The following is a 22849-nucleotide window of genomic DNA, read 5'->3' as shown; positions in this document are numbered from 1 at the left end:
AAGTCAACATTGAAGATGACTGCAACAGTCAACAATTCGCCGGGACAGCCTATGACGTTCGCCAGCGGCAGCGCGATGCCCGCAACATCCTGCTTCTTCGCGTCAGAGCCGCGGCCTGAGTGGACGACTTGAGCTTCTCCAGTCAGGATGGCTCTCGCGATAGGCAAGGAGACACCCTCGGATGATCAAGGCAACGCCCTTCGACTTCCCGTATGACGGCAGGCTGGTGGCCAAAAACACGGCACTTGTCGTCATCGACCTGCAGCAGGATTTCCTGTCGACCACGGGCTATTTTGCCAGAAAAGGATATGACCCTTCGCCGCTGCGGGCGATCCTGCCCACGGTGAACCGGCTGATATCAGCCGCGCGCAAAGCCGGCGTCACGGTCATCCACACCAGGCAGGGCTATCGCGCCGACATGGCCGACATGACGCCCTATGAGAAATGGCGCCGCAAGCGCTCCGGTCTCGACGGCACCGACGTCTTGCTGCGCTCGGGCGCGGGGTTCCAGATCGTTCCGGAGATCGATGTCGCGCCGCAGGACATCATCGTCGACAAGACCTGCAACAGCGCCTTCACCTATACGGATTTCGAGCTTGTGCTGCGCGCGCAAGGCATCTCGCACCTGATGTTTTCCGGCTGCACGACCGACGTCTGCGTGCACACCACGCTGCGCGAGGCCTGCGACCGCAACCTTCAGTGCCTGACGATCTCCGATGCCTGCGCCAGTGGCGACCAGAGAGCTCACGAGGCGGCGCTTCACATGGTGACGGTCGAGGACGGCGTGTTCGGCGTCCTGGCCGATTCAGCCGCCGTCATCGATGGCCTGTCGCGGCTTGGCGACAGGCATCACGCAGACGATTGACGTCACCCTGCTGCAAGCGTCTCCAGCCCCGTGCGAGGCGCGTAGGCCCCCGGCTGGAAAACATCATGTTCGCGGCGCGCCAGCGAGTTGCGCAGCAGCGCGATCGTTTCCCGGCCGGCCGTCGCGATCTCGCGCGGCGTGTCGACGCCGACGATCATGAACTCATCGATCCCGAGCCCGGCATAGGCCAGCAGCGACAACGCGACCTGGGCGGGCGGTCCGGACAGGTCGACTGCCTTGTGGCCGGTGGCGGAAGCGCCCTGGTGGATCCGCACCGGAAGCGCGAAGCGCAGCTTGCCGGCCCGGCCATGTTCGGCGGCAGCGCCACGCACCCGCTCCATCAACTGCCTGACATCGTCGATCGAGCCCGGCGCCAGTTCGAAGACATCGGCATGCCGGCCGGCCACTTTCAGCGCCGTTCCCGATTGCCCGCCCATGCGGATGGTCAGGTCGGCGCCGTGCGGCCCTTTGCGCGGCACGTAGCCGCCCTTGATGCTGTAGAAGGCGCCTTCATGATCGAAGGGCCGGTCGTTCGACCACAGCCGTTTCAAAAGCACGAGATATTCGTCGATGCGCTGCCAGATGACGCCATGCCCGGCCGGCCGCGACTCGGCATCGTCATCGTTCAACGGCTCGCTGATCATCCGGAGCGCCAGCCGACCGCCGCTTTTTCGATCCATCGATGCCAATTGGCGCGCCGCCACGGTCGGCTCGACGACACCTGCCCAGTGGGTCAGCACGACCTCGAGCGAGGCGGTGCGGTCGAGCACCTGAGCGGCAAGATCCATATTGGTCAGCAGCCCGGCCGAATCGTCGACGACGATCTTCTGAAAGCCGCCATCCTCGATCAGTCCGAGCTTGGTCGCCGTCTCGGCAAAATCATAGAAAAACGGAATGGCGGCGTCGGCGGTCTTGCCGGGGACATGGGTGAATTCGATCGGCATTGTCATCTCCTCCATCGCTGGAATCATGGATGCGCTGAAATTCGAATCGCGGCCGCCCGCAAACGCACCGGGATCCGGTTCATTCAACTCCGATTGCCTGATACAGCGGGGCGGCTGGACCCTGTCGATCCGGTGCCCTAGGGAATAAGGCCCAGAACGACGGCCCCGGTGAACACAAACGCAAGGGCAAAGACGAGATAGGCGAAAGCTCCGGCATAGGCCGGGCGAAAGGTCTGGGCATTGGCCAGCCTCTGGCCGGTGCTGCCAGTCTGAGCGTTCTGGATATAGGACATATCGACCTCCGTCTCGCCGGTTAATCTATAAAACTTGTAGACTTTGTCGATTGCTATTTTTGGGCTGTAGGCAGAATATTTTTCTCTCCCCAGGGGTTAAGTTGGTCGTGAGTTGCTGGGATCGCTTGCCCGCGCGATTGATCGGCAGGCATGAGCCTTGCTCTGGACGCGTCCGAATGGACCTATGGCCTTGTTCGCGCTGCACCCAATTCGTCCATTGGCCGCCTTGTGCGGGCGCGGTAGCATCGCGCGACAAACAAATGCGAGCTGGGTCGAACAGGGGAACAAAAATGGGCGAAAGACTAACCGGCAAGGTTGCCATCATTTCGGGCGGCGCGACGGGAATGGGCGGCGCGGCTTCTGAGTTGTTCGCGGCCGAAGGCGCCAAGGTCGCGATCATCGATCGCAACGGCGAGGCAGCGGCCGCAACGGCAGCGGCGATCCGTGCGCGCGGCCATGTCGCCGAGCATTTTGTCGCCGACGTGTCCGACGAGGCGCAGGTTCAGGCGGCGGTGAAGGGCGCGACCGAAAAACTCGGGCCGGTTACGGTGCTGTTCAATCACGCCGGCACCATCGTGATAAAGCCGTTCCTGGAGACGACCGTGCAGGAATGGGACTGGCTGCATGCCGTCAATGTGCGTTCGATGTTCCTGATGACGCGTGCCGTGCTGCCCGGCATGATCGCGGCGGGCGGCGGCTCCATCGTCTGCACCTCGTCGATCTCGGCGGTAGCGGCCACACCGATGGAGGTGCTCTACGACACCACCAAGGGCGCCTGCCACATGTTCGCGCGCGCCATCGCGGTGGAGTTCCGCGACCGCAACATCCGCTGCAATGCCGTCTGCCCCGGCTTTATCAGGACGCCGCACGGCCTGCGCGAGGTCGCCGACCTCGGCAAGCTCGGCGTCGATGTTTCGGATGCGGCGCTGGCGGCGCAGCAGGGGCGCATCGGTGAGCCGGAGGAGGTGGCGAAGGCCGCACTGTATTTGGCCAGCGACGAGTCCAGCTTCGTCAACGGCGCGCATCTGTTCGTGGACAATGGTTTTACGGCGATGTGAGGCTTTTAGAATCTAGGTTCCTCGGCCCCACGCGAGTGGGGGAGAGGTGGCTCGGCGAAGCCGAGACGGAGAGGGGGAATGGCGCGACTTTCCTTGGACTCGTAAACAATTCACCAGCGTCGCAGGCCCCCTCTCTGACCGCTTCGCGGCCACCTCTCCCCGCTTTTGCGGGGGCGAGGAACCCAAGCCTTGCTAACGCTCTTCCCTGCGAAACGGCTTCAACAACGCCGAGGGCGCCACCGCATTTCGCGACATCACAGCCATGGCGACGATGGTGAAGATGAACGGCAGCATCAGGAACGCTTCGTAGGGGATATGCCCCAATCCGCTGGCCTGCATGCGCAGTTGCAACGCATCGACGAAGGCAAACAGCAGTGCCGCGCCCGCCGAACGCCACGGGTCCCAGCGGCCGAACACCACCAGCGCGATCGCCACCCAGCCGCGCCCTGACACGACGCCGAAGGTGAAGGCGTTGAACTGCGCCATCGACAGGAAGGCGCCGGCCAGCCCCATCAGCGCGCCGCCGAGGATGACGGCCTGGAAGCGCGTGGCAATGACGCTGACGCCAGCGGAGTCCGCTGCGCGCGGGTTCTCGCCGACCATGCGGACCGACAGGCCCCAGGGTGTGCGGTAAAGCACGAAGGCGGCGAGCGGTATGGCAACGATCGCCATGTAGACCAGTGCGAACTGGTTGAACACCGCCGGTCCGAGCACCGGAATGTCCGACAGAACCGGGATGGGCAGCGTCTGAAAACCCTTGATGGCAGGCGGCACCGATTGCTGGCCGAAGATCAGCCGGTAGAGGAAATAGGCAAGGCCCGACGAGAACAAAGTCACGCCAATGCCGCAGACATGCTGGCTGAGGCCCAGCATCACGGTGAACAGCGCATGCAGCGCGCCCATGAGCATGCCGGTCAGCACTGCCACCAGGACGCCGAGCCACAGGCTGCCACTGAGGCTGGTGGCGGTGAAGCCGGTCATGGCGCAGAGCAGCATGATGCCTTCGATGCCGAGATTGAGCACGCCGGCCCGCTCGGAGAACATTTCGCCGAGCGTGGCGAAAGCCAAAGGCGTGGCGATGCGGATGATGGCGGCCAGGAAGCCGACCTGGAAGATCTGTTCCAGCACCACGCTCATGTGGCGACTCCAACGCGGCGGATGCGATAGGCGGTAAACAGCAGCGCCACCAGCATGGCCAGCAAGGCAGTGCCCTGGATGACGTCGCTCAGGAAGGCCGGCACGCCTGTCGCGCGCGACATCGCCTCGGCGCCGGTCATCACGGCGGCGAGGAAGATCGCCGCTGGCACGACGCCCAGCGGATTGAGCCGCGCCAACATGGCAACGACGATGCCGGAATAGCCGTAGCCCGGCGAGATGTCGCTCATCACCTGGAAATGCACGCCGCCGACTTCGCCGACGCCGGCGAGCCCCGCCAGCGCGCCGGACAGCAACGCGGTCGAGAGCAGCACCCGCTCGACATGGATGCCGCCATAGCGGGCGGCTTCCGGGTTCTCGCCGGTGACCCTGATGCGGAAACCAAGCGTCGTGTGCGCGATGAGGAACCAGATCAGCGGTGCTGCGATCAGCGCCACGATGACGCCCAGATGCAGCCGCGTGCCTTCGATCAGCACTGGGAAATTGGCCGAATCCTCGATCGGCGGCGAGATCGGATAGCCGCTGAAACTGTCCTTCCACGGTCCTTCGATCAGCGCCATCAGCGCGTAGTAGATGACCGAGTTGAGCAACAGCGAGCTGACGACATCGTCGACCTTGAATTTGACCCGCAGCGTCGCGGGCACCAGCGCGACGGCCGCACCGGCGGCGGCGCCGGCGATTGCCATCAACAGCATGGCGAGCGCTCCCGGCATCGGGATGGCGCCGACAAAGCAGCTGGCGACGGCACCGGCCAGCAACTGCCCCTCGGCGCCGATGTTCCAGAATTTGGCGCGGAAGGCGACGGCGACCGCCAGCCCGGTGAAGATCATCGGTGCGGCGCGCACTAGCGTTTCGGTGATGGCGTAGCTGTCGCCGAGCGAGGCGGTGAACATCACGCCGTAGGATTCCAGAATGCCGGCGCCGGCCAGCGCGATCAGGCCGCTGCACAGGACAAGCGTTGCCGCGATCGCCAGCAACGGCAGCGCGAGATTGAACCAGGTCGGCGTCGAGGTGCGAACTTCCAGGCGAAACATCAGCTGTGGCCCTCCGCACTCGGCGCAGCAGCCCAACCGACGGATCCGGCGTTGGCGCTGCCCCTCATCCCCCTGCCGGCACCTTCTCCCCGTATAGGGACGGGGAGAAGGGAACTGCCCGCGACCTCGGCACTTTTCTTGCAACGTCGGTGGTTGGCGAAAGCAGCGATGAGAGCGCCCCTCTCCCCGTCTCTATACGGGGAGAGGATGCCGGCAGGCAGGTGAGGGGCGGCGCCGACATTCAAAGTCAGCCAAAAGCGGGCGATATCCTTTGAGGTCCGTGCGAAGAGCCGCGGCGGAAAATCCATGCTATGCCCTCCCCTCCGCTCCGGTCATCAGCAGGCCGAGCCGCGCGATCGTCGCATCAGCACTGTCGAGCGTACCGACGATGCGGCCCTCATACATCACCGCGATGCGGTCGCAGAGCACCAGGAGTTCTTCCAGATCCTCGCCGATGACGATGATGCCGCAGCCCTTGGCCCGCATGTCGAGGAATTTTTCGTGGATGAAGCGGGCCGCCCCAATGTCGAGGCCGCGCGTCGGCTGCGAGACGATCAGAACCTTCGGATCGAAAGCGAGTTCGCGCGCCAACAGCGCCTTCTGCAGATTGCCGCCCGACAGCGCCCCGGCACGTGTCATCGGCCCGGGGCACCTGATATCGTAGGCCTTGATCTGTTCTTCGGCGAAGGTGCGGATCGCATCCGGCTTGAGCAGGCCTTTGCTGCTGAACGCGGCGGTACCGATGCGTGGCAGCACCATCGAATCGGCAAGCGGCAGATTGGTGACCAGACCCGTGGTCATGCGGTCCTCCGGGATGCGGCCGAGGCCGAGCGCCTGCACCTCGCGCGGCGAGAACCGCGAGACCGTCTGGCCGGCGATCGTCATCCGGCCGGCATCGGGCGCGCGCACGCCCGAAATCACCTCCGCCAGCGCCCGCTGGCCATTGCCGGACACGCCGGCAATGCCGAGGATTTCGCCGGAGCGGACGGCAAGCGACACACCGCGCAGCACCGTGCCTGCATGGTTCGAGGTGGAAATGCCATCGAGCGTCAGCACCGCTTCGCCCGGCGTTGATGGCCCCCTGGCCGGCGGCACGATCTCGTGGCCACACATCAGCTGCGCCATGGCGGCGGATGTCGTGTTGGCCGGATCGTCGACGCGACCGGCGACGCGGCCATGCCGCAGCACCGTGCAGCGATGGGTGAGCGCCCGCACCTCGTTGAGCTTGTGCGAGATGAAGATGATGCCGAGGCCTTGCGCCGCCATCGAGCGCAGCGCCGAAAACAGCCCGTCGACCTCGCTCGGCGCCAGCACCGCCGTCGGCTCGTCGAGGATCAGAAGCCTCGCGCCGCGAAACAATGCCTTGACGATCTCGAGCCGCTGCTGTTCGCCGACCGACAGCGCCGAGACCGGCAGGTCGGGATCGAGCGTCAGTCCATGCTGGCGGCCGATTTCGGCCAGCCGCGCCAGCCCGCCGGCGCGGTCGATCCGCCCGCCTTTGCCCGGAATGCCGATCAAGAGGTTCTCCAGCACCGTCAACCGTGGCGCGAGGTGAAAATGCTGATGCACCATGCCGATGCCGGCGGCCAGCGCATCGGCTGAACTGGTGATCCGTACCGGCTGCCCCTGGACCAGGATTTCCCCGGCATCCGGCGCGTAGGCGCCGAACAGCACATTCATCAGCGTCGTCTTGCCGGCGCCGTTCTCGCCCAGCAGGCCGAGGATTTCACCGGGCGCGACGCTGAGGTCGACAGCCTCGTTCGCCTTGACGGCGCCGAAGCTCTTGGTGATGCCGCGCATTTCGATGAGTGGGGCGGACAAGGGTCAGAATGCTCCGATGAGATGGCGCGGCTCCTCACCCTCCCCCTTGTGGGGAGGGTCGGCTTACGATCGCAGCGAAGCCGAGATCGTGAGCCGGGGTGGGGGTGCGGCGCTGAAGACCCCCACCCCGCTCCGCTTCGCGGATCGACCCTCCCCACAAGGGGAGGGTGAGCAAGCCTCAATCCGAAACCGGCGTATTTTCATCCACGTCGACGCGGAAATTGCCCTCAAGAATCTCGGCCTTCTTCTTCTCGACCAGATCCTTGACCTCGGCCGGCAGCGTCTTGTCGAACTTGTGGTAGGGGGCGAGATAGGAACCGCCCTTGGCCATGCGCGAGAAGTCGCCATAGTCCTGCGCGGTGTAGACGCCGGCCTTGACCAGTTTGATCGCCTGTTCGACCGTCGGATACATGTCCCACACCGGGCCGGTGATGACCGTGTCGGGGCCGAGGCTCGACTGGTCCGACATGTTGGAGATGGCGAGGATCTTCTTCTCGACCGCCGCCTCGATGACGCCGAAGCGCTCGGCATAGATGACGTCGACGCCGGCATCGATCTGCGCGACCGCGGCTTCCTTGGCCTTGGGCGGATCGAAGAAGGAACCGATGAAGGCGACCTTCTTCTTGACGTTCGGGTTGACCTCCTTGGCGCCGGCGAAGAAGGCGTTGACCAGCCGGTTCACTTCCGGAATGCCCATCGCCGCGACGGCGCCGACCGTGCCCGACTTCGACATCTTGCCGGCGATCATGCCCGAGAGATAGGCGGGCTCGTGGATCCAGTTGTCGAAGACGCCGAAATTGGGTTCGGCCGGGCCGGCACCAGAGCCGAACAGCCAGGCGGTCTTCGGGAACTGTTTTGCGGTGCGGCGCGATTCACGTTCGGCGGCGAAGGCGTCGCCCAGCACCAGCTGGTAGCCGCCTTGCGCATATTCGCGCATGACTCGGCTGAAGTCGGCTGTCTGCACCTTTTCCGACCATTTGTATTCGATGCCGAGTTCCTTCTCCGCCTTCTGCAAGGCGACATGGATCTGGTTGTCCCAGGGCTCCTCGATCGGCGTCGCGAAGATCGCCGCGACCTTCAGTTTCTTCTCCTTGGCGAAGGCCGCACCCGGCAGCATGGCCGCTGCCAGGCCAAGCGCGCCGAGCTCCAGCACATTGCGTCGCGAGAGACCTTCGCGTGTCGACGAAAATTTGTTCTTCCGGTTTTCCATTGCAGTCCCCTCTGTTTGACAGCCGTGTCGAGCCGGCCGTTCTAAAAATCAGACGGGGAACTATGGAACGGGTCCGGACTTTTGTCCACATGGTCAAATTTGGCGACACGCCGAATCCAACCCTGATTCTCGCTGGCCAAAGGGAAGGCGGCGGTCAGGCCCGTTCGAGCGCGATGGCGATGCCCTGGCCGACGCCGATGCACATCGTCGCGAGAGCATAGCGGCCGCCGCGTTCGCGCAGTTCCAGCGCCGCCGTGCCGGAGATGCGCGCGCCCGACATGCCCAAGGGATGGCCGAGCGCGATGGCACCGCCATTCGGATTGACATGCTCGGCATCCTCGGCGATTCCGAGCTGGCGCAGCACGGCGATGCCTTGCGAGGCAAAGGCCTCGTTGAGCTCGATGACATCGAATTGCTTTGGCGTCAGGCCAAGTCGCGCGCACAGCTTCTGCGTCGCCGGCGCCGGGCCAATGCCCATGATGCGCGGCGCAACGCCGGCGGCAGCCCCACCGAGAATGCGGGCGATCGGCGTCAGGCCGAATTTCTTTATCGCAGCCTCCGAGGCAACGATCAGCGCCGCCGCGCCGTCATTGACGCCGGAGGCATTGCCGGCGGTCACCGTGCCGCCCTGGCGGAACGGCGTCGGCAGCTTGGCCAGCGCCTCGACCGTCGTGCCGGCGCGGGGATGCTCGTCCTTCGACACGACGACCGGATCGCCCTTGCGCTGCGGGATCGTCACCGCGGTGATCTCCTTGGCCAACCTTCCATTGCCCTGCGCCGCGACCGCCTTGTCCTGGCTGCGCACGGCAAAGGCGTCCTGGTCGGCGCGAGACACGGCAAAATCCTCGGCGACGTTCTCACCGGTTTCCGGCATGGAATCGACGCCATATTGCTTCTTCATCAGCGGGTTGACGAAGCGCCAGCCGATCGTGGTGTCGTAGATCTCGGCATTGCGCGAAAACGCCGTATCGGCCTTGGGCATGACGAAGGGCGCCCGGCTCATCGATTCCACACCGCCTGATATCATCAGTTCCGCCTCGCCGGTCTTGATGGCCCGCGCGGCGATGGTCAGCGCATCCATGCCGGACCCGCACAGGCGATTGACGGTCGAACCCGGGATTTCCTTGGGCAGGCCGGCCAGCAGCAGCGCCATGCGCGCCACGTTGCGGTTGTCCTCGCCGGCCTGGTTGGCGCAGCCATAGACGACGTCGTCCACCGCCTGCCAGTCGATGCCGGCATTGCGCTCGGCCAAAGCCTTCAGCGGAATGGCGCCGAGGTCGTCTGATCGCACCGAGGACAGCGACCCGCCAAAGCGGCCGATCGGCGTGCGGATGTAGTCGCAGATATAGGCCTCGGCCATGTCACGCAGCTTTCTTGTTTCCCGTTCCCTCATGCGCCGCCTTGGTGCGGGCCTGCAGGTCGCGCAATGTATTGAGTTCGAGTTCGCTTGGCGCCGGTGTTTCGTCAAGCGCCTCGGCGAACTTTACGATCCAGCCACAGCTCTCCTGCACCTGCTGGCGGGTGACGCCGGGATGCAGTGACACGACCGTGAATTCCTTGGTCAGCGGATCCGGCTTCCAGATGGCGAGATCGGTGATCAGCAGCGTCGGCCCGGCGGTGTCGATCCCAAGCCGCTTGCGGTGATCGCCGCCCTCGCCATGGCCGAAGGAGGTGAAGAAGTCGATCTTCTCGACCATGCCGCGCTTGCTCTGCGCCATGGTGATGTAGATCTCCTTCGACGAGGTCGCGATCTCCGGCGCGCCGCCGCCGCCGGGCAGCCTGGTCTTGGGATGGACATAGTCGCCAATGACGGTGGTGTTGATGTTGCCGAACTTGTCGAGCTGTGCGGCACCGAGGAAGCCGATCGAAATGCGGCCGCCCTGCAGCCAGTAGCGGAACATTTCCGGCACCGCGACGGTGGTGACGGCGGTCTCACACAATTCGCCGTCGCCGATCGACAGCGGCAGCACATCAGGCGCGGTGCCGATCGTGCCGCTCTCGTAGATCAAGGTGATGTCGGGCGCGTGCGTCAACCGCGCCACATTGCAGGCAGCGGACGGCGCACCGATGCCGACGAAACAGACATCGTCATTCCGCAGCGCACGGCTGGCGGCGATCGTCATCATCTCGTTGGGCGTAAAGCCGAGCTCGCTCATGCCGCTTTCCTCAGATGCTCGACACGTCCGGCAAAGTCACCGGCGCTCTTTTCAATGACGTTCGCTTGCATCCAGGCCTGGAATTTCTCGCGGTCGGCTGCGATCTCGTCCCATTCGAGATAGGCGGCGTTGTCGCGCGCATAATAGCCATGCGCATAGGATGGGTGCGAACCGCCGGGCACGACGGATATTGCCGCGATCGTCCAGCGCGGCAGCACGGTCAGGTTGGGGTGCAGATCGTCGAAATTGTCGACCACTTCCTCCACTGTCACCACGGCGCGCTTGGCCGCCAGGACGGCCTCCTTCTGGATGCCGATGATGCCCTCGACCAGCACATTGCCTTTTTTGTCGGCCTTCTGCGCATGGATGAAGGCGACGTCAGGCCGGATCGAGGGAACGGCCGCCAGCACCTCGCCGGTGAACGGACAAGTGACTGACTTGATGTTCGGGTTGACCGCAGCAAGGCCTGCGCCGCGATAGCCGCGGAACACCGCGCAGGGCAGGCCGGCCGCGCCCGCCTCATAGGCGTTGGCCATGCCGGCATGGCTGTGCTCCTCGACCTCGATCGCCCGGGGAAAACCGTTCTCGATGGCATCGCGGGCGCGCCGCAGCAGGCCGACGCCGGGATTGCCGACATAGGAGAAGATGATCTTCTTCGCCATGCCCATGCCGATCATCTGGTCGTAGATCAGGTCCGGCGTCATGCGGATCAGGGTCAAATCTCGAAATCCCTGACGGATCGCCTCATGCGCTGCGGCTGTCGGGATCAGATGGGTGAAGCCCTCGAAGGCGACGGAATCGCCATCGTTCAAATTCTCGGCCACGGCCTGTTTGAGCGGCAGGAACTTGACCATCGTCGACTCCCGGTTCAAAAAGTTCGTATTGCGAACTTTTGTTTTGTATGCGAAACTTTCTACGCCGAGTGAGGTCGTGGAGTCAATCCTGGCGGCGATGCCGTTTGGCGGAGGTGAGATGGACGAAGAGGCCGCTTCCCGTGATCATGTCGGCTCGCTTGAGCGCGGCCTTGCCGTCATGGAGATCCTCGCCCGCCACCCCTCTGGCATGACGCTGACCGAGATGGCCGAGGAAGCCGGCCTGACCCGTGCTGGCGCCCGCCGTTTCCTGCTGACGCTTGTCGCCACGGGCTATGCCACCCAGGACGGCCGTGTGTTCTCGCTGTCGCCGCGCCTGCTGGCCGTTGCCCGCACATGGCTGGGCGGCGGCTCGCTGTGGAGCTTCGCCGCGCCGATCATGCGCGCGGTCGCCGCGCAACTGAACGAGGCCTGCTCGGCCGCGATCCTGTCGGGCCAGGATGTCGTCTATGTCGCCCGCATTCCCGGCCGACGAATCCTCAGCGTGTCGCTCGATGTCGGCACCAGGCTGCCCGCCTATTGCACCTCGATGGGGCGCATTCTGCTCGCCGGCCTGGCGCCTGAGGAACTCGACGAGTTTCTGCACCAGGCGACCATCGAGAGACGGACGCCGAAGACGATCACCGACATCAGGCTGCTGGCCGAGGCCATCGGCAAGGCGAAAGCCGACGGCTTTGCCATCGTCGACGAGGAGCTGGAGCTCGGCCTGCGCTCCATCGCCGTGCCGATCCGCGACCGGGCTGGCGGCACGGTCGCGGCGATCAATGTCTCGACGCAGTCGGCGCGATTTTCGGTCGCCGAGATGGAGCGGGAAATCCTGCCGGCGCTGCTTGAGGCCAGGGAGCGGATCGAAGATTTCTTCGTCGTCTAATCAAATCGCCAAAGCTTTCAAAGCCAGCGCCGCCCCTCATTGCCCTGCCGGGCATTTCTCCCCGTATAGTGACGGGGAGAAAGTGGCTGGCCTCAACGCCATCGCCTTTTGTTGGAACGTTGGTGATTGGCGAAATCGCCGATGGTAGCGCCCCTCTCCCCGTCACTATACGGGGAGAGGATGCCGGCAGGCAGGTGAGGGGCAGCGCAAACTTCGATGCGTAACTGCGCCAACCTTCAATGCTTGATGCGATCCCGCATCGCGTACCACAGCATGCCCAGCACATAGAGCGGCCCGCGCAGCGTCGTGCCGCCGGGGAACGGCATTGGAGTCAGCGTCGAGAACAAATCGAGCCGCGAGGCGTCGCCTGTAATCGCCTCGGCCAAAAGTTTGCCCGACAGCGTCGACAGGATGACGCCCTTGCCGGAATAGCCATGCGCGAAATAGACCTCGCCATAGTGCCCGACATGCGGCAGCCTGGATGTCGTCACAGAGACCAGCCCGCCCCAGGCATGATCGATGCGGCAGCCCTTGAGCTGCGGGAAGGTGCCTTCCATGTGCGGCCGCACGAAGCCGGCAATGTCGGCCGGCGGCGATGGCGTGTAGCGCTCGCCGCCGCCGAACAGCAGCCGGCCGTCCGCCGACATGCGGTAGTAATTGACTACAAAGCGCGTGTCGGACACCGCGACATTGGCCGGGATGACGTTGCGCTTGCCCTCCAGCGGCTCGGTGGCGACGATGTAATTGCCGACCGGCATGATGCGGCTGTTGACGCGCGGCTCCAGCCCATTGAGCAGCGCGTCGCCCGCCAGCACGACATGTTTCGCGCGCACCGAACCCTTTGCTGTCGAGACCCGGATCGAAGGCTCGCGCTCCAGTTTCACCGCCACCGAATTCTCGTGGATGACGACGCCGGCGGCCACTGCCGCGCGGGCAAGGCCAAGCGTGTAGTTCAGCGGATGCATGTGGCCGCCAAGCGGCTCATACATCGCGCCGTGATAAGGCGTGTCGACCTTGGCGCGGGCGTCCGCCGCCGAGAGGATCTCGACATCGCGGAACTTCATCACGCTTTCGAGGCACTTGGCCTCTTCCTCCAAATCCTTGAGATCGGAGCCGTTGACCGCGCCGACCATATGGCCGGTGAGCCTCAGATCGCAGTCGATGGCGTGGCGCTCGATGATATCGAGCACCAGGCCGCGTGCTTCGAAGGCAAGGTCGAATAGCACCTTCGCCCGCTCCGGCCCGTAAAGCTTGACCAGGCCCTTGGCGCCCTTGCGCAGGCCGGGGATCATCTGGCCGCCATTGCGCCCCGATGCGCCCCAGCCGATCTTGCCGCCTTCGAGCAGCACCACCTTCAGGCCGCGCTCGGCGGCGTGAAGGGCAGCCGACAGGCCGGTGCAGCCGCCTCCGACAACGACCAGATCGGCTTCGACATCGCCGGCAAGCGCCGGATGGTCCTGCGCCGGATTGGCGGTGGCGACATAGTAGGATTTGCCGATATCGAGACCGGAATTGAAACCTGTTGAAGATGCCATGATCACACCTTCAGCAGCAGGTGATCGCGTTCCCAGCTCGTCACCACGCTCTGGAACAGGTCAAGCTCGATGCTCTTGACGCGCAGATAGGTCTGGAAGAAATCCTCGCCGAGGAGTCTGCGCACCGGCTCGCAGGCGGTGAAGCGGTCGAGCGCCTCCTCCATGGTCTTCGGCAGCGTGCTCTTGATCTTGTAGGCATTGCCCGTGGCTTCCGCCGAGCGCGCCAGCTTCTGCTCGACGCCGAGATAGCCGGCGAGCAGCGAGCCGGCGATGGCCAGATAGGGATTACAATCGGCGCCCGGCAAACGGTTCTCCACCCGCCGCGCCGAGCGGCCACCGGCCGGTACGCGCAGGCCGCAGGAGCGGTTGTCGTGCGACCATTCGATGTTGGCCGGAGCGCTGTGGTTCGGCCTTATGCGGCGGAACGAATTCACGTTCGGCGCGAACAGCGGCATGATTTCCGGCACATATTTCTGCAGGCCGCCGATGAAATGGCCGAACATCTCGGTGTCGGCATCATCGTCGCTGGCAAACAGTGCAGTGCCCGTCTTCTCGTCGATGACGGACATGTGCAGATGCATCGAGCTGCCCGCCTGGGCCGCGATCGGCTTGGCCATGAAGGTGGCGTGCATGCCGCATTGCTGCGCGGCCTGGCGCGTCAGCCGCTTGAACAAAAGCACCTGGTCGGCGAGCGGCAGCGCGTCGCCATGCAGGAGATTGATCTCCAGTTGCGCCGTGCCCGATTCATGGATCAGCGTATCGAGCGGCAGGCCGGCCGCCGCGGCATAATCATAGACGCGCCGGATCACCGGCTCGAATTCTTCCAGTGCCACCATGTCGTAGGGATGCTGCACAGTTTCCGCGCGGCCATTGCTGCCGACCGGCGCGGTCAGCGGCCTGTCCGGATCGGGGTTGGGCGCGGTCAGATAGAATTCGACCTCCGGCGCCACCACCGCGCGCCAGCCGCGCTGGCGGTAGAGATCGAGCACGGCGCGCAGCACATGGCGCGGCGAGGCCATCCATGGCCGGCCGTCCATGTGGAAGGCGTCGGCGAAGACATAGGCTTTGCCGGCCCCGGCACCCGGCGCCAGGCACAGCGTCGAAACGTCAGGCACCATGCGCATATCCGGATCCGAATAGGCAAAGCCCTCGTCGATCGAGCCGGAATAGCGGCCGTCGATGCTGACCAGGAAGGCGCTGCTCGGCAGATAGAGCGCGCGGTCTTCCAGCGCCTTGAGGAATTTCACCGTCGGCAGCGCCTTGCCGCGCAGCACGCCGTTCATGTCGGGCACCAGGCATTCGACCTCGGTGATGCCGTGCTGGGCCAGCCAGGCCTTGGGATCGTTGCCGCTGGAGAGAGAGGTCTTGGTGTTTTTATCAAGCATGTCGTTCAAGTCCGTATCAGAGAGAGTATGGCTTGCGCGGCCACGTCCGTTCCGGGTTTCAGCGCCATCTGGGCTGCATTGTCCCTCAGGCGGGCGCGCATGGCGTCGTCGGCCAGCAGGCCGAGAATGGCTCTCTCCAATACTCCTTCGGTCCAGCCGTCACGGCCGATATGGTCGCCGGTGCCGGTCTCTTCGGCGCGGCGTGCATTGTCGTGTCCGTCCCAGCAATAGGGCATGATCAGCGACGGCACGCCGAAGCGCAGCGCCTCGCAAAAGCTGTTGTTGCCGCCGTGATGGATGAACAGGTCCGACTTCGCCACCACCGAAGGCTGCGGAAACCAGGCGTCGAGATAGACATTGTCCGGCACCGCGCGATAGGCGTCGCGCAGGCCGCCGACATTGACGATGAAGCGCGCCGGCAGCCTGTCGAAGACTGCGAGCATGCGCTCGATCAGCCCGACATCCATGGCGCCGAGACTGCCGAAGCTGACATAGACCAGCGGCCCGCCATTGCGCGGAAACACCGGCACCTCGAACGGCCCTTCCGAGCGCACGCAGCCTTCGAGATAGACGAAGCGGGCCGGATCGAGCGGTTCGGCCCGCTCGCGCCGCACGATCGCTGGCGTCAGCAGCAGATTGAGATCGGGCGAGCTTTCCAGGAACAGGCCCTTCGGCAACGGTCCCAGGCCAGCATCGGCACGAAAGCGGTTGAAGCGGTCATGTGCCGGCGCCGAAGCCGAGAGATAGCGCGCCTCGAACGCTGCGCGTTGCGGGTCATCGGCAGCCATCCCGGAAAGGTAGGGTGGCACCTCGGCGTCCGGCAGCTCGGTCTCGGCGCAGGAGACGACGCGCACCCAGGGGCAGCCGGCGGCGGCGATCGCCGGAAACATGATGACATTGTCGAGCACCACCGCGTCCGGCTTCAGCCGCGCCAGCAATTGCCGCAGCGGCGCCTCGGCATTGACCGCAGTGTCGACGATCGCTTGCCAGGTCGGTGCGACATAGGTTTCGAGTTGGTCGATCGGGCTCAGCCGGAAATGCGGCAGGTGCCGGCGCACGAAGGCCTGCCAGTAGCTCTGGCGCTCGCTGTCGCTCAGCGGCTCGTCGGTGGGCAGTTGATATTCCTGGAAACCATAGTCGGCAAAGACACCGGAGAAACCAGCATGGCAGATGAAGACGGGCCGGGCGCCCCGCGCTCGCAAGGCCTGCGCGATGCCGACGCAATTCAACGCGGCGCCGAAGCTGGCTTCGGGAAACAGCGCGATGGTCGGGCTGGCTTTGCGCGTCAATTAATCCTCTTCATTCCGGCCGGCTGATCATGCCGAACAGGGCGGGCGCCCCGCGGCTGGCCGCTTGCGGTCGCTGGTTGCGGGAGAGCCTCAGGTGGATGCGAAGCAGATCGGCAGCCACCTCATACTGCCGGCTTTCGAGATGGTCGAGTATGTTCAGGTGTTCCAGCAAGGATTGCCGCAGCCGGAAGACGTTGACCCCGGCATAGATGCCCGGCAGCCGGCGCAGGCGGAGATGATCGGCCAGCGCGTCGGCGATGAAGCGGTTGGCGCAGCCCTCGGCGATCATGCCGTGGAAATCCATGTCCAGACGCTGGAACTCGCGCGTGTCGAACGCGGCATCCGGCAGCGCCGACAAGGCGTCCATGCCCTGGCGCAACGCCGCCGCGCGCGCGCCGTCCAGCCGGAAGCCCGGTGTCAGGATCGCCGCCGGCTCGAGCAGCAGCCGGAACTCGTAGCTTTCGCCTTGCGCCTCCGGATCGTCGGGCGTGCGCCGGAAAAGCCAGGACTGGCCGGGCGCGCGGTCCAGCAGATTCTCTTCCGTCAGTTTATTAAGCGCTTTTAGTACCGTCTTTCGATCAGCGCTGTAGCGTCGCATCAGCGCCGCGGCGGTCACCGTCTGGTCCAGCCGCCGCGCCGAGCGGTCGCGCAGGATCGCCTCGGCCAGCTCGTCTTCCTCCGCGCTGGGAAGCTCGGCTGATATGGCCGGCTGCGCGGCGAGGTCGACCGCCAGGTGATAACCGGTATCGGCTTCCCAGCGCACGACGCCCCGCTCAGCCAAAAGGCTGAGTGCCGCTCGCACCGGCGTGCGCGAGACATTACACAAAGAGGCGATCTGCTGTTCGGGCAGGCGCGCGCCGGGCTCGAAGCCGCGCTGGCGCGCCACATCGAGGATGCGCTGCGCCAGGTCGAGATGGTTGGTTCGAGGTCGTCGGGCTGCGGCTTGCATGGCTTGTCTCGGCGGACGGATGTGACCGCATTGGTTTGGCTGATCGCCGGAGCAAGTGCAATCGGCCAGATTCCTCGGTCGGTTGGCAAATTATGGATTGACGTACTTTTTTCTGCAATAGTACTGTCCTGGCAATCGGCGACAAAAAAGACCGAGGGAACAGGATCGAAGGCAGCGGCATGGGTCGCGTCCGGTCCAGCACAGAATTCGACGATCAACCGGAATGGGAGTCTGCCATGACCGCTACCAGCCCGGAGCGCCGTGCGCTCAAGGTCTCTTCAATCGCTCTCGGCCTTGCCCTGGCGCTGTCGGCGCCGGCAATGGCCGCCGACCTCGTCATCTCCAACTGGGACGGCTACATGGCGCCCGACGCCATGACCGCCTTCAAGACCGCCACCGGCGTCTCCGGCGAAGTGGTGGTGCACGCCACCAATGAAGAGATCATGGGCAAGCTGATCGCCGCCGGCGGCAAGGGCTATGACGTGGTCTTCGTCTCTTCGCCCTTTGCCGAAGTGCTGAACAAGCTCGGTCTGACCGAGCCGATGGACCACGCCAAGATCCCCAATCTCGCCAACCTCTATCCGGAAGCGACCAAGCTGCCGCACGATGTCGGCAACGCGTTCTCCGTGCCCTACACCTGGGGCACGACCGGCCTCTGCTACCGCTCGGACCTGGTCAAGACGGCGCCGACGAGCTGGAGCGATCTGCTCGCGCCTTCAGATGCGCTGAAGGGCAAGACCACCATGCTGGCGACCGACCGCTGGCTGCTGGCCGCGGGCCAGCTCGACAAGGGTTTTTCCGTCAACGAGACCGATCCGGCCAAGATGGCCGAGGTCAAGGACCTCTTGATCTCGGCCAAGAGGACCCTGCTCGCCTATGACGACACCACCTTCTATTCCAAACTGGTTTCCGGCGAGGCGCTGATGGTGCAGGCCTGGGACGGCTGGTGCAATTACGGCATCGCCGAAAAGCCGGAGATCAAATACGTCATTCCGAAGGAAGGCTCGGACCTCTGGGTCGACACGATGGTGGTGATGAAGGCCTCCGAGCACAAGGACGACGCCTTCAAGTTCATCAACTTCATGCTCGACGCCAAGAACCACGCCTGGGCGGCGCAGAACATCGACTACAAGGTGCCGAACAAGCCGGCGATGGAAAGCCTGCCCGCCGATTTCCTGGCGAAATTCCCCAACATGGCGATGCCGGTGGCCGATCTCGTCAAGTTCGAGCAGCTGCGGGATGTCGGCGAAGCCCAGCGCGACTATTCCAAGATCGTCAGCGAGATCAAGGCCGCGCAGTAAGCGGCACGGATATCACGGCCGGCAGTGCTTTGGCTGCCGGCCCTGAGCGGTACCTTAAATTGTCCCAGACCCGACTTCGCTCCTCCCTGCTGATGGCCCCGGCGCTGGTCTGGCTGACCGTGCTGATGGTGGTGCCGTGCGCGCTGGTGCTGGCGCTCGCCTTCTTCCGGCGCGGCATCTATGGCGGCATCGACTACACCTTCACGCTGGAGAATTTCGGGCTGGTCTTCGACCCGCTCTATGCCGGCATTTTCCTGAAGTCAGCGCGCATCGCCGGCACTGCCACGCTGATCGCGGTGGTGATCGGCTATGCCGCCGCCTACGCCATCTCCGCTGCCCCGCGCCGCTGGCAGCCTGTGTTCCTGTTCTTCGCCGTGCTGCCGTTCTGGTCCAACTATTTGATCCGCACCTATGCCTGGATCGTGCTGCTCAACCGCGAAGGCCTGATCACCCAGCTCCTGCGCTGGTTGGGCTATACCGGCGAACCGCCATCGATGCTCTATACCGAAGGCGCGGTCATCGCCGGCCTCGTCTACAATTATCTGCCCTTCGTCATCCTCGCCTGCTACGCACCGCTGTCGCGGCTCAACCCCGAACTCGCCGAAGCCTCGCGCGACCTCGGCGCTTCGGCCGCCACCACATTCCGCCGTGTCATCCTGCCGCTGACCGTGCCCGGCATCGCCGCCGGCGCGGTCTTCGTCTTCGTGCTGTCTATCGGCAATTTCGTCACCCCGGCCCTGCTCGGCGGCGGCCGTTTCCAGATGATCGGCAATCTCGTCTACGACCAGTTCCTCACCGCCAATGACTGGCCCTTCGGCGCTGCCCTCGCCATGGCGCTGATCGCCATCATGCTTTTGGTGCTGATGGTCCAGGCGCTCGCCGCCGACCGCGCCTCGGGGCGGGCAGCGCAGACCAAAGGTGACGCCGATGGCTGAGCGTTCCCCTGTGACGCGGCATACGCTGTGGCTTGTGCTGAGCCTCGTCTTCGCCTTCCTCTACATCCCGATCGCCGTACTGGTGGCGCTCTCCTTCAACGAAGGCGGGTTGCCGACCGCATGGTCCGGCTTCTCGCTGAAATGGTATGCCTCGCTAGCCAACAATTCCGCGATCCTGTCCGCCGCGCTCAACACGCTGATCGTGGCGCTGGTCTCCACAGCCATCGCCACCTTGCTCGGCACGCTGCTGGCGATCGGCGTCGAGATGCGCCGGGAATATGGCAAGGGGCTGGAAGCCCTGATCTTTGCGCCGATGATCATCCCCGACATCGTGCTGGCGATTGCACTGCTGTCGTTCTTTTCCATGCTCAATTTGACCATGGGCCTGCACACCATCATCCTCGCCCATGTCGTCTTCAACCTTGCCTTCGTCTGCTCGGTGGTGCGCGCCCGGCTGAAGAGCTTCGACTGGTCGATCGTCGAGGCCTCCGCCGACCTCGGCGCCTCCGCCATCACCACTTTCCGGCGCGTGACCTTGCCGGTCATCGCGCCGGCGGTGATCGCCGGTGCGCTGCTCGCCTTCACGCTGTCGGTCGACGAGTTCATCATCGCCTTCTTCACCGCCGGCGCCGGCCGCGCCTCGACCACGCTGCCGATGCAGATCTACGCCATGATCCGCTTCGGCATCACGCCTGAGATCAACGCGCTGGCGACCATCGTCATGGCCGTAAGCATCACCGCGCTGACCCTGTCGCAGCGGCTCAATCGAGGAATCATCGGCCAATGAGCGAACCGCGCACGCTGCTGGCCATCGACCATGTGTCGAAGAATTTCGGCCGGGTCACCGCCGTCGACGGCATCTCGCTCGAGATCCGCGAGAACGAGTTCTTCGCGCTGCTCGGCCCATCGGGCTGCGGCAAGACCACGCTCTTGCGCATGCTGGCCGGTTTCGAGATGCCGAGCGACGGCCGCATCCTGCTCGACGGCAAGGACATCGCCAGGACCCCGCCCAACAAGCGGCCGGTCAACCTGATGTTCCAGTCTTACGCGCTGTTCCCGCATATGAGCGTGCGCGCCAACGTCTCCTATGGGCTGGAGATGGAGCGCTTGCCGGCTAAAGAGATCCGGTCCCGCGTCGACGCCATCCTGGCGACCACCGAGCTCGTCCCCTTCGCCGACCGCAAGCCGGAGCAATTGTCGGGCGGCCAGAAGCAGCGCGTCGCGCTCGCCCGCGCCCTGGTCAAGCGGCCCCGGCTGCTGCTGCTCGACGAGCCGCTCGGCGCGCTCGACAAGAAGCTGCGCGGCGCCATGCAACTGGAATTGAAGCGCCTGCAGCACGAGGTCGGCATCACCTTCGTCATCGTCACCCATGACCAGGAAGAATCGCTTGTCATGGCCGATCGCATGGCGGTGCTGAAAGACGGCAGGCTGCTGCAATGCGACACGCCGCACGCGATCTACGAGCATCCCGCCGACCGCTTCGTCGCCGACTTCATCGGCGTGATGAATTTTATCCCGGGCAAGGCGTCAGTCGATGGCGTGGTCGCCGAAAGCGGTGCGCGCATCGGCGGCAAGGTCCCTGCAGCGCTCACGCCGGGCGCATCGGCGGTTGCCTCGGTGCGGCCCGAGCGCATCCGATTGTTCCCGTCAGCCGAGACCGCCAACCGTACGACCGGCACGGTCGAGGCGCTGGCCTATCACGGCCTCGACCTGCAGCTGCACGTTCGCACGCCGCTGTCGCCCAAACCGTTCCTGGTGCGCGTCACCGCGGATGCGGCCGACCGCCGGCCGGTGTCGTCGGGCGACCAGGTCGAACTCGGCTGGGATGCCGCCGATGTCAGAATTTTCGCAGAATAGGAGAAGCTTGATGGCGCAGAAGACGATCGCCTTTTTTCCGGAAGCCGCCTACGGCCCGGCGCTCAATTCCGTCGGCATCGCGCAAGCCGTCGAGGCGCGTGGCCACAAGGCCGTCTTCCTGTCCGACCCCGGCTTTGTCGAGGTTTACAGGGGCTACGGCTTCGAGGCGCATCCGGTGAACCTGTCCGAACCGATGCCGCCCGAGCAAATGGCGAAATTCTGGGAGGATTTCATCAACGGCCACATCCCGAATTTCCGCAAATCGCCCTACGACCAGGTCGACAATTATGTGAAGGATTGCTGGACGGCGATCGTCGACAGCGCCAAATGGGCGCAGAAGGACCTGCCGCGCGTGCTGGCCGCCATCAAGCCCGACGTCATCTGCGTCGACAACGTCATCCTGTTCCCGGCGATCAAGCAATATGGCAAGCCATGGGTGCGCGTCGTCTCCTGCTCGGAAAACGAGATCGAGGACGAGGACATCCCGCCGCATCTTTCCGGTTGCGGCGAGAACGACCATGCCGGCCACCAGCGCTACCGCGACCATTTCAACGCGGTGATCAAGCCGATCCATGACGACTTCAATGCCTTCCTCACCGCCAACAACGAGGCGGCCTACCCGGTCGGCCAATTCTTCGAGTCCTCGCCATATCTCAATTTGCTGCTCTATCCCGAAGCTGCGAAATTCAAGCGCCGTCATCCGCTCGACCCCCGACAATTCCAGTATCTCGAAGGCTGCGTGCGGCAGGAGAAACCTTACGCCGTGCCGACCTTCGCTGAGAATAATGACGGGCCGCTGCTCTATGTCTCCTTCGGCAGCCTTGGCGCCGGCGATGTCGAACTCTTGAAGCGCATCATCGCCACGCTGGGCAAGACGCGCTACCGCGCGCTGGTCAATGTCGGCGGCTACAAGGACCAGTATAAGGACGTGCCCGGCAACGTCATCGTCGAGAGCTGGTTTCCGCAGCCTTCGGTCATCCCGCAGGTCGATGCCGTCATCCACCATGGCGGCAACAACTCGTTCACCGAGTGCCTCTATTTCGGCAAGCCGGCCATCATCATGCCCTATGTCTGGGATGGCCACGACAATGCCACCCGCGTCGAGGAAACCGGCCACGGCTTCGGCATGCCGCGCTATGACTGGAACGAAGCCGAGTTGGTCGCGAAGATCGAGGCCTGCCTGACCGACCCCAGGATGAAGGCGAGGCTGGCGAAGACATCCGCGCAGATGCACGCACAGAATGGGCCTGAGAAGGCTGCCGGCTTGCTGGAGGCGCTGCTGTGAGCACGATGTTTGAGATGCATCTGATCTCCCCCCT

Annotated in this window: 21 protein-coding genes; 8 read left to right on the top strand and 13 right to left on the bottom strand. The window is 64.5% G+C overall.

Annotation, left to right across the window (positions count from 1 at the left end; translation table 11 throughout):
- The first annotated feature begins 181 nt into the window (after nt 1-181).
- On the top strand, nt 182-865 hold the full coding sequence (locus AB4Z43_RS21810) for a cysteine hydrolase family protein (RefSeq protein ID WP_441938925.1): 684 nt from the start codon (nt 182-184) through the stop codon (nt 863-865).
- A gap of 2 nt (nt 866-867) precedes the next feature.
- Here AB4Z43_RS21810 and AB4Z43_RS21805 read toward each other — a convergent pair whose 3' ends face one another.
- Together AB4Z43_RS21805 and AB4Z43_RS21800 are read right to left on the bottom strand one after the other, a co-directional pair.
- Entirely contained in the window at nt 868-1809 is a 942-nt protein-coding gene (locus AB4Z43_RS21805) for an LLM class flavin-dependent oxidoreductase (RefSeq protein ID WP_069093213.1), read from the bottom strand.
- Nucleotides 1810-1946: 137 nt separating this feature from the next.
- On the bottom strand, nt 1947-2102 hold the full coding sequence (locus AB4Z43_RS21800; RefSeq protein ID WP_441938924.1) for a hypothetical protein: 156 nt from the start codon (nt 2100-2102) through the stop codon (nt 1947-1949).
- A gap of 290 nt (nt 2103-2392) precedes the next feature.
- Between AB4Z43_RS21800 and AB4Z43_RS21795 the strand changes: the two genes are divergently transcribed.
- Nucleotides 2393-3160 carry an SDR family NAD(P)-dependent oxidoreductase gene (locus AB4Z43_RS21795; RefSeq protein ID WP_019861926.1) on the top strand — a complete coding sequence of 256 codons (768 nt, stop codon included), beginning with the start codon at nt 2393-2395 and terminating at the stop codon, nt 3158-3160.
- Between the two features lie 192 nt (nt 3161-3352).
- Here the strand turns inward: AB4Z43_RS21795 and AB4Z43_RS21790 are convergent, their stop codons facing one another.
- The 7 genes from AB4Z43_RS21790 to AB4Z43_RS21760 all read right to left on the bottom strand — a co-directional run bounded on the left by AB4Z43_RS21790 (nt 3353) and on the right by AB4Z43_RS21760 (nt 11390).
- Complete coding sequence (locus AB4Z43_RS21790) at nt 3353-4297, bottom strand: ABC transporter permease (RefSeq protein ID WP_019861928.1); 945 nt, start codon at nt 4295-4297, stop codon at nt 3353-3355.
- On the bottom strand, nt 4294-5349 hold the full coding sequence (locus tag AB4Z43_RS21785; RefSeq protein ID WP_441938923.1) for an ABC transporter permease: 1056 nt from the start codon (nt 5347-5349) through the stop codon (nt 4294-4296). The genes AB4Z43_RS21790 and AB4Z43_RS21785 overlap by 4 nt, the downstream gene beginning before the upstream one ends.
- Before the next feature lie 309 nt (nt 5350-5658).
- Entirely contained in the window at nt 5659-7170 is a 1512-nt protein-coding gene (locus AB4Z43_RS21780; protein ID WP_441938922.1) for an ABC transporter ATP-binding protein, read from the bottom strand.
- 178 nt (nt 7171-7348) lie between these two features.
- Nucleotides 7349-8380: a BMP family protein gene (locus AB4Z43_RS21775; RefSeq protein WP_069090461.1), complete on the bottom strand. Its 1032-nt coding sequence runs from the start codon at nt 8378-8380 to the stop codon at nt 7349-7351.
- 154 nt (nt 8381-8534) lie between these two features.
- Complete coding sequence (gene pcaF, locus AB4Z43_RS21770; RefSeq protein ID WP_019861933.1) at nt 8535-9740, bottom strand: 3-oxoadipyl-CoA thiolase; 1206 nt, start codon at nt 9738-9740, stop codon at nt 8535-8537.
- A 1-nt stretch (nt 9741) separates the two neighbouring features.
- Complete coding sequence (locus AB4Z43_RS21765) at nt 9742-10536, bottom strand: CoA-transferase subunit beta (protein WP_019861934.1); 795 nt, start codon at nt 10534-10536, stop codon at nt 9742-9744.
- Complete coding sequence (locus AB4Z43_RS21760) at nt 10533-11390, bottom strand: CoA transferase subunit A (protein ID WP_441938921.1); 858 nt, start codon at nt 11388-11390, stop codon at nt 10533-10535. The genes AB4Z43_RS21765 and AB4Z43_RS21760 overlap by 4 nt, the downstream gene beginning before the upstream one ends.
- Nucleotides 11391-11508: 118 nt before the next feature.
- On the opposite strand from AB4Z43_RS21760, the gene AB4Z43_RS21755 reads away from it, so the two are divergent.
- Nucleotides 11509-12279: an IclR family transcriptional regulator gene (locus AB4Z43_RS21755; protein ID WP_038650427.1), complete on the top strand. Its 771-nt coding sequence runs from the start codon at nt 11509-11511 to the stop codon at nt 12277-12279.
- A gap of 236 nt (nt 12280-12515) precedes the next feature.
- On the opposite strand, the gene AB4Z43_RS21750 is transcribed toward AB4Z43_RS21755, so the two are convergent.
- From AB4Z43_RS21750 to AB4Z43_RS21735, 4 genes are read right to left on the bottom strand one after another with little or no spacing between them, the layout of a single operon-like run.
- Nucleotides 12516-13814: an NAD(P)/FAD-dependent oxidoreductase gene (locus AB4Z43_RS21750; protein ID WP_441938920.1), complete on the bottom strand. Its 1299-nt coding sequence runs from the start codon at nt 13812-13814 to the stop codon at nt 12516-12518.
- A 2-nt stretch (nt 13815-13816) separates the two neighbouring features.
- A complete protein-coding gene (locus AB4Z43_RS21745) occupies nt 13817-15199 on the bottom strand; it encodes a glutamine synthetase family protein (RefSeq protein WP_038650432.1) in 1383 nt (460 codons plus the stop codon).
- 5 nt (nt 15200-15204) lie between these two features.
- Nucleotides 15205-16488, bottom strand: coding sequence for a glycosyltransferase (locus AB4Z43_RS21740; protein WP_038650434.1), 1284 nt, complete (start codon nt 16486-16488; stop codon nt 15205-15207).
- A 10-nt stretch (nt 16489-16498) separates the two neighbouring features.
- Entirely contained in the window at nt 16499-17437 is a 939-nt protein-coding gene (locus tag AB4Z43_RS21735) for a GntR family transcriptional regulator (RefSeq protein WP_038650437.1), read from the bottom strand.
- Nucleotides 17438-17673: 236 nt separating this feature from the next.
- Here AB4Z43_RS21735 and AB4Z43_RS21730 point away from each other — a divergent pair, with 236 nt between their 5' ends.
- The 5 genes from AB4Z43_RS21730 to AB4Z43_RS21710 all read left to right on the top strand — a co-directional run bounded on the left by AB4Z43_RS21730 (nt 17674) and on the right by AB4Z43_RS21710 (nt 22815).
- A complete protein-coding gene (locus tag AB4Z43_RS21730) occupies nt 17674-18738 on the top strand; it encodes a polyamine ABC transporter substrate-binding protein (protein WP_038650440.1) in 1065 nt (354 codons plus the stop codon).
- 92 nt (nt 18739-18830) lie between these two features.
- Complete coding sequence (locus AB4Z43_RS21725) at nt 18831-19673, top strand: ABC transporter permease (RefSeq protein ID WP_038650442.1); 843 nt, start codon at nt 18831-18833, stop codon at nt 19671-19673.
- The gene (locus tag AB4Z43_RS21720) at nt 19666-20460 is read left to right on the top strand and encodes an ABC transporter permease (protein WP_441938919.1); all 795 of its coding nucleotides are present in this window, start codon (nt 19666-19668) and stop codon (nt 20458-20460) included. The genes AB4Z43_RS21725 and AB4Z43_RS21720 overlap by 8 nt, the downstream gene beginning before the upstream one ends.
- Entirely contained in the window at nt 20457-21530 is a 1074-nt protein-coding gene (locus tag AB4Z43_RS21715) for an ABC transporter ATP-binding protein (protein ID WP_441938918.1), read from the top strand. Before AB4Z43_RS21720 ends, AB4Z43_RS21715 begins: the two co-directional genes overlap by 4 nt.
- Before the next feature lie 10 nt (nt 21531-21540).
- On the top strand, nt 21541-22815 hold the full coding sequence (locus AB4Z43_RS21710; RefSeq protein ID WP_441938917.1) for a glycosyltransferase: 1275 nt from the start codon (nt 21541-21543) through the stop codon (nt 22813-22815).
- Nucleotides 22816-22849: the final 34 nt, after the last annotated feature.

Origin of the sequence: Mesorhizobium sp. 2RAF45 (assembly GCF_052115225.1) — a bacterium.
Classification (GTDB): Bacteria; Pseudomonadota; Alphaproteobacteria; order Rhizobiales; family Rhizobiaceae; genus Mesorhizobium; species Mesorhizobium jarvisii.
This window is presented reverse-complemented; position numbering and strand designations above follow the sequence as displayed.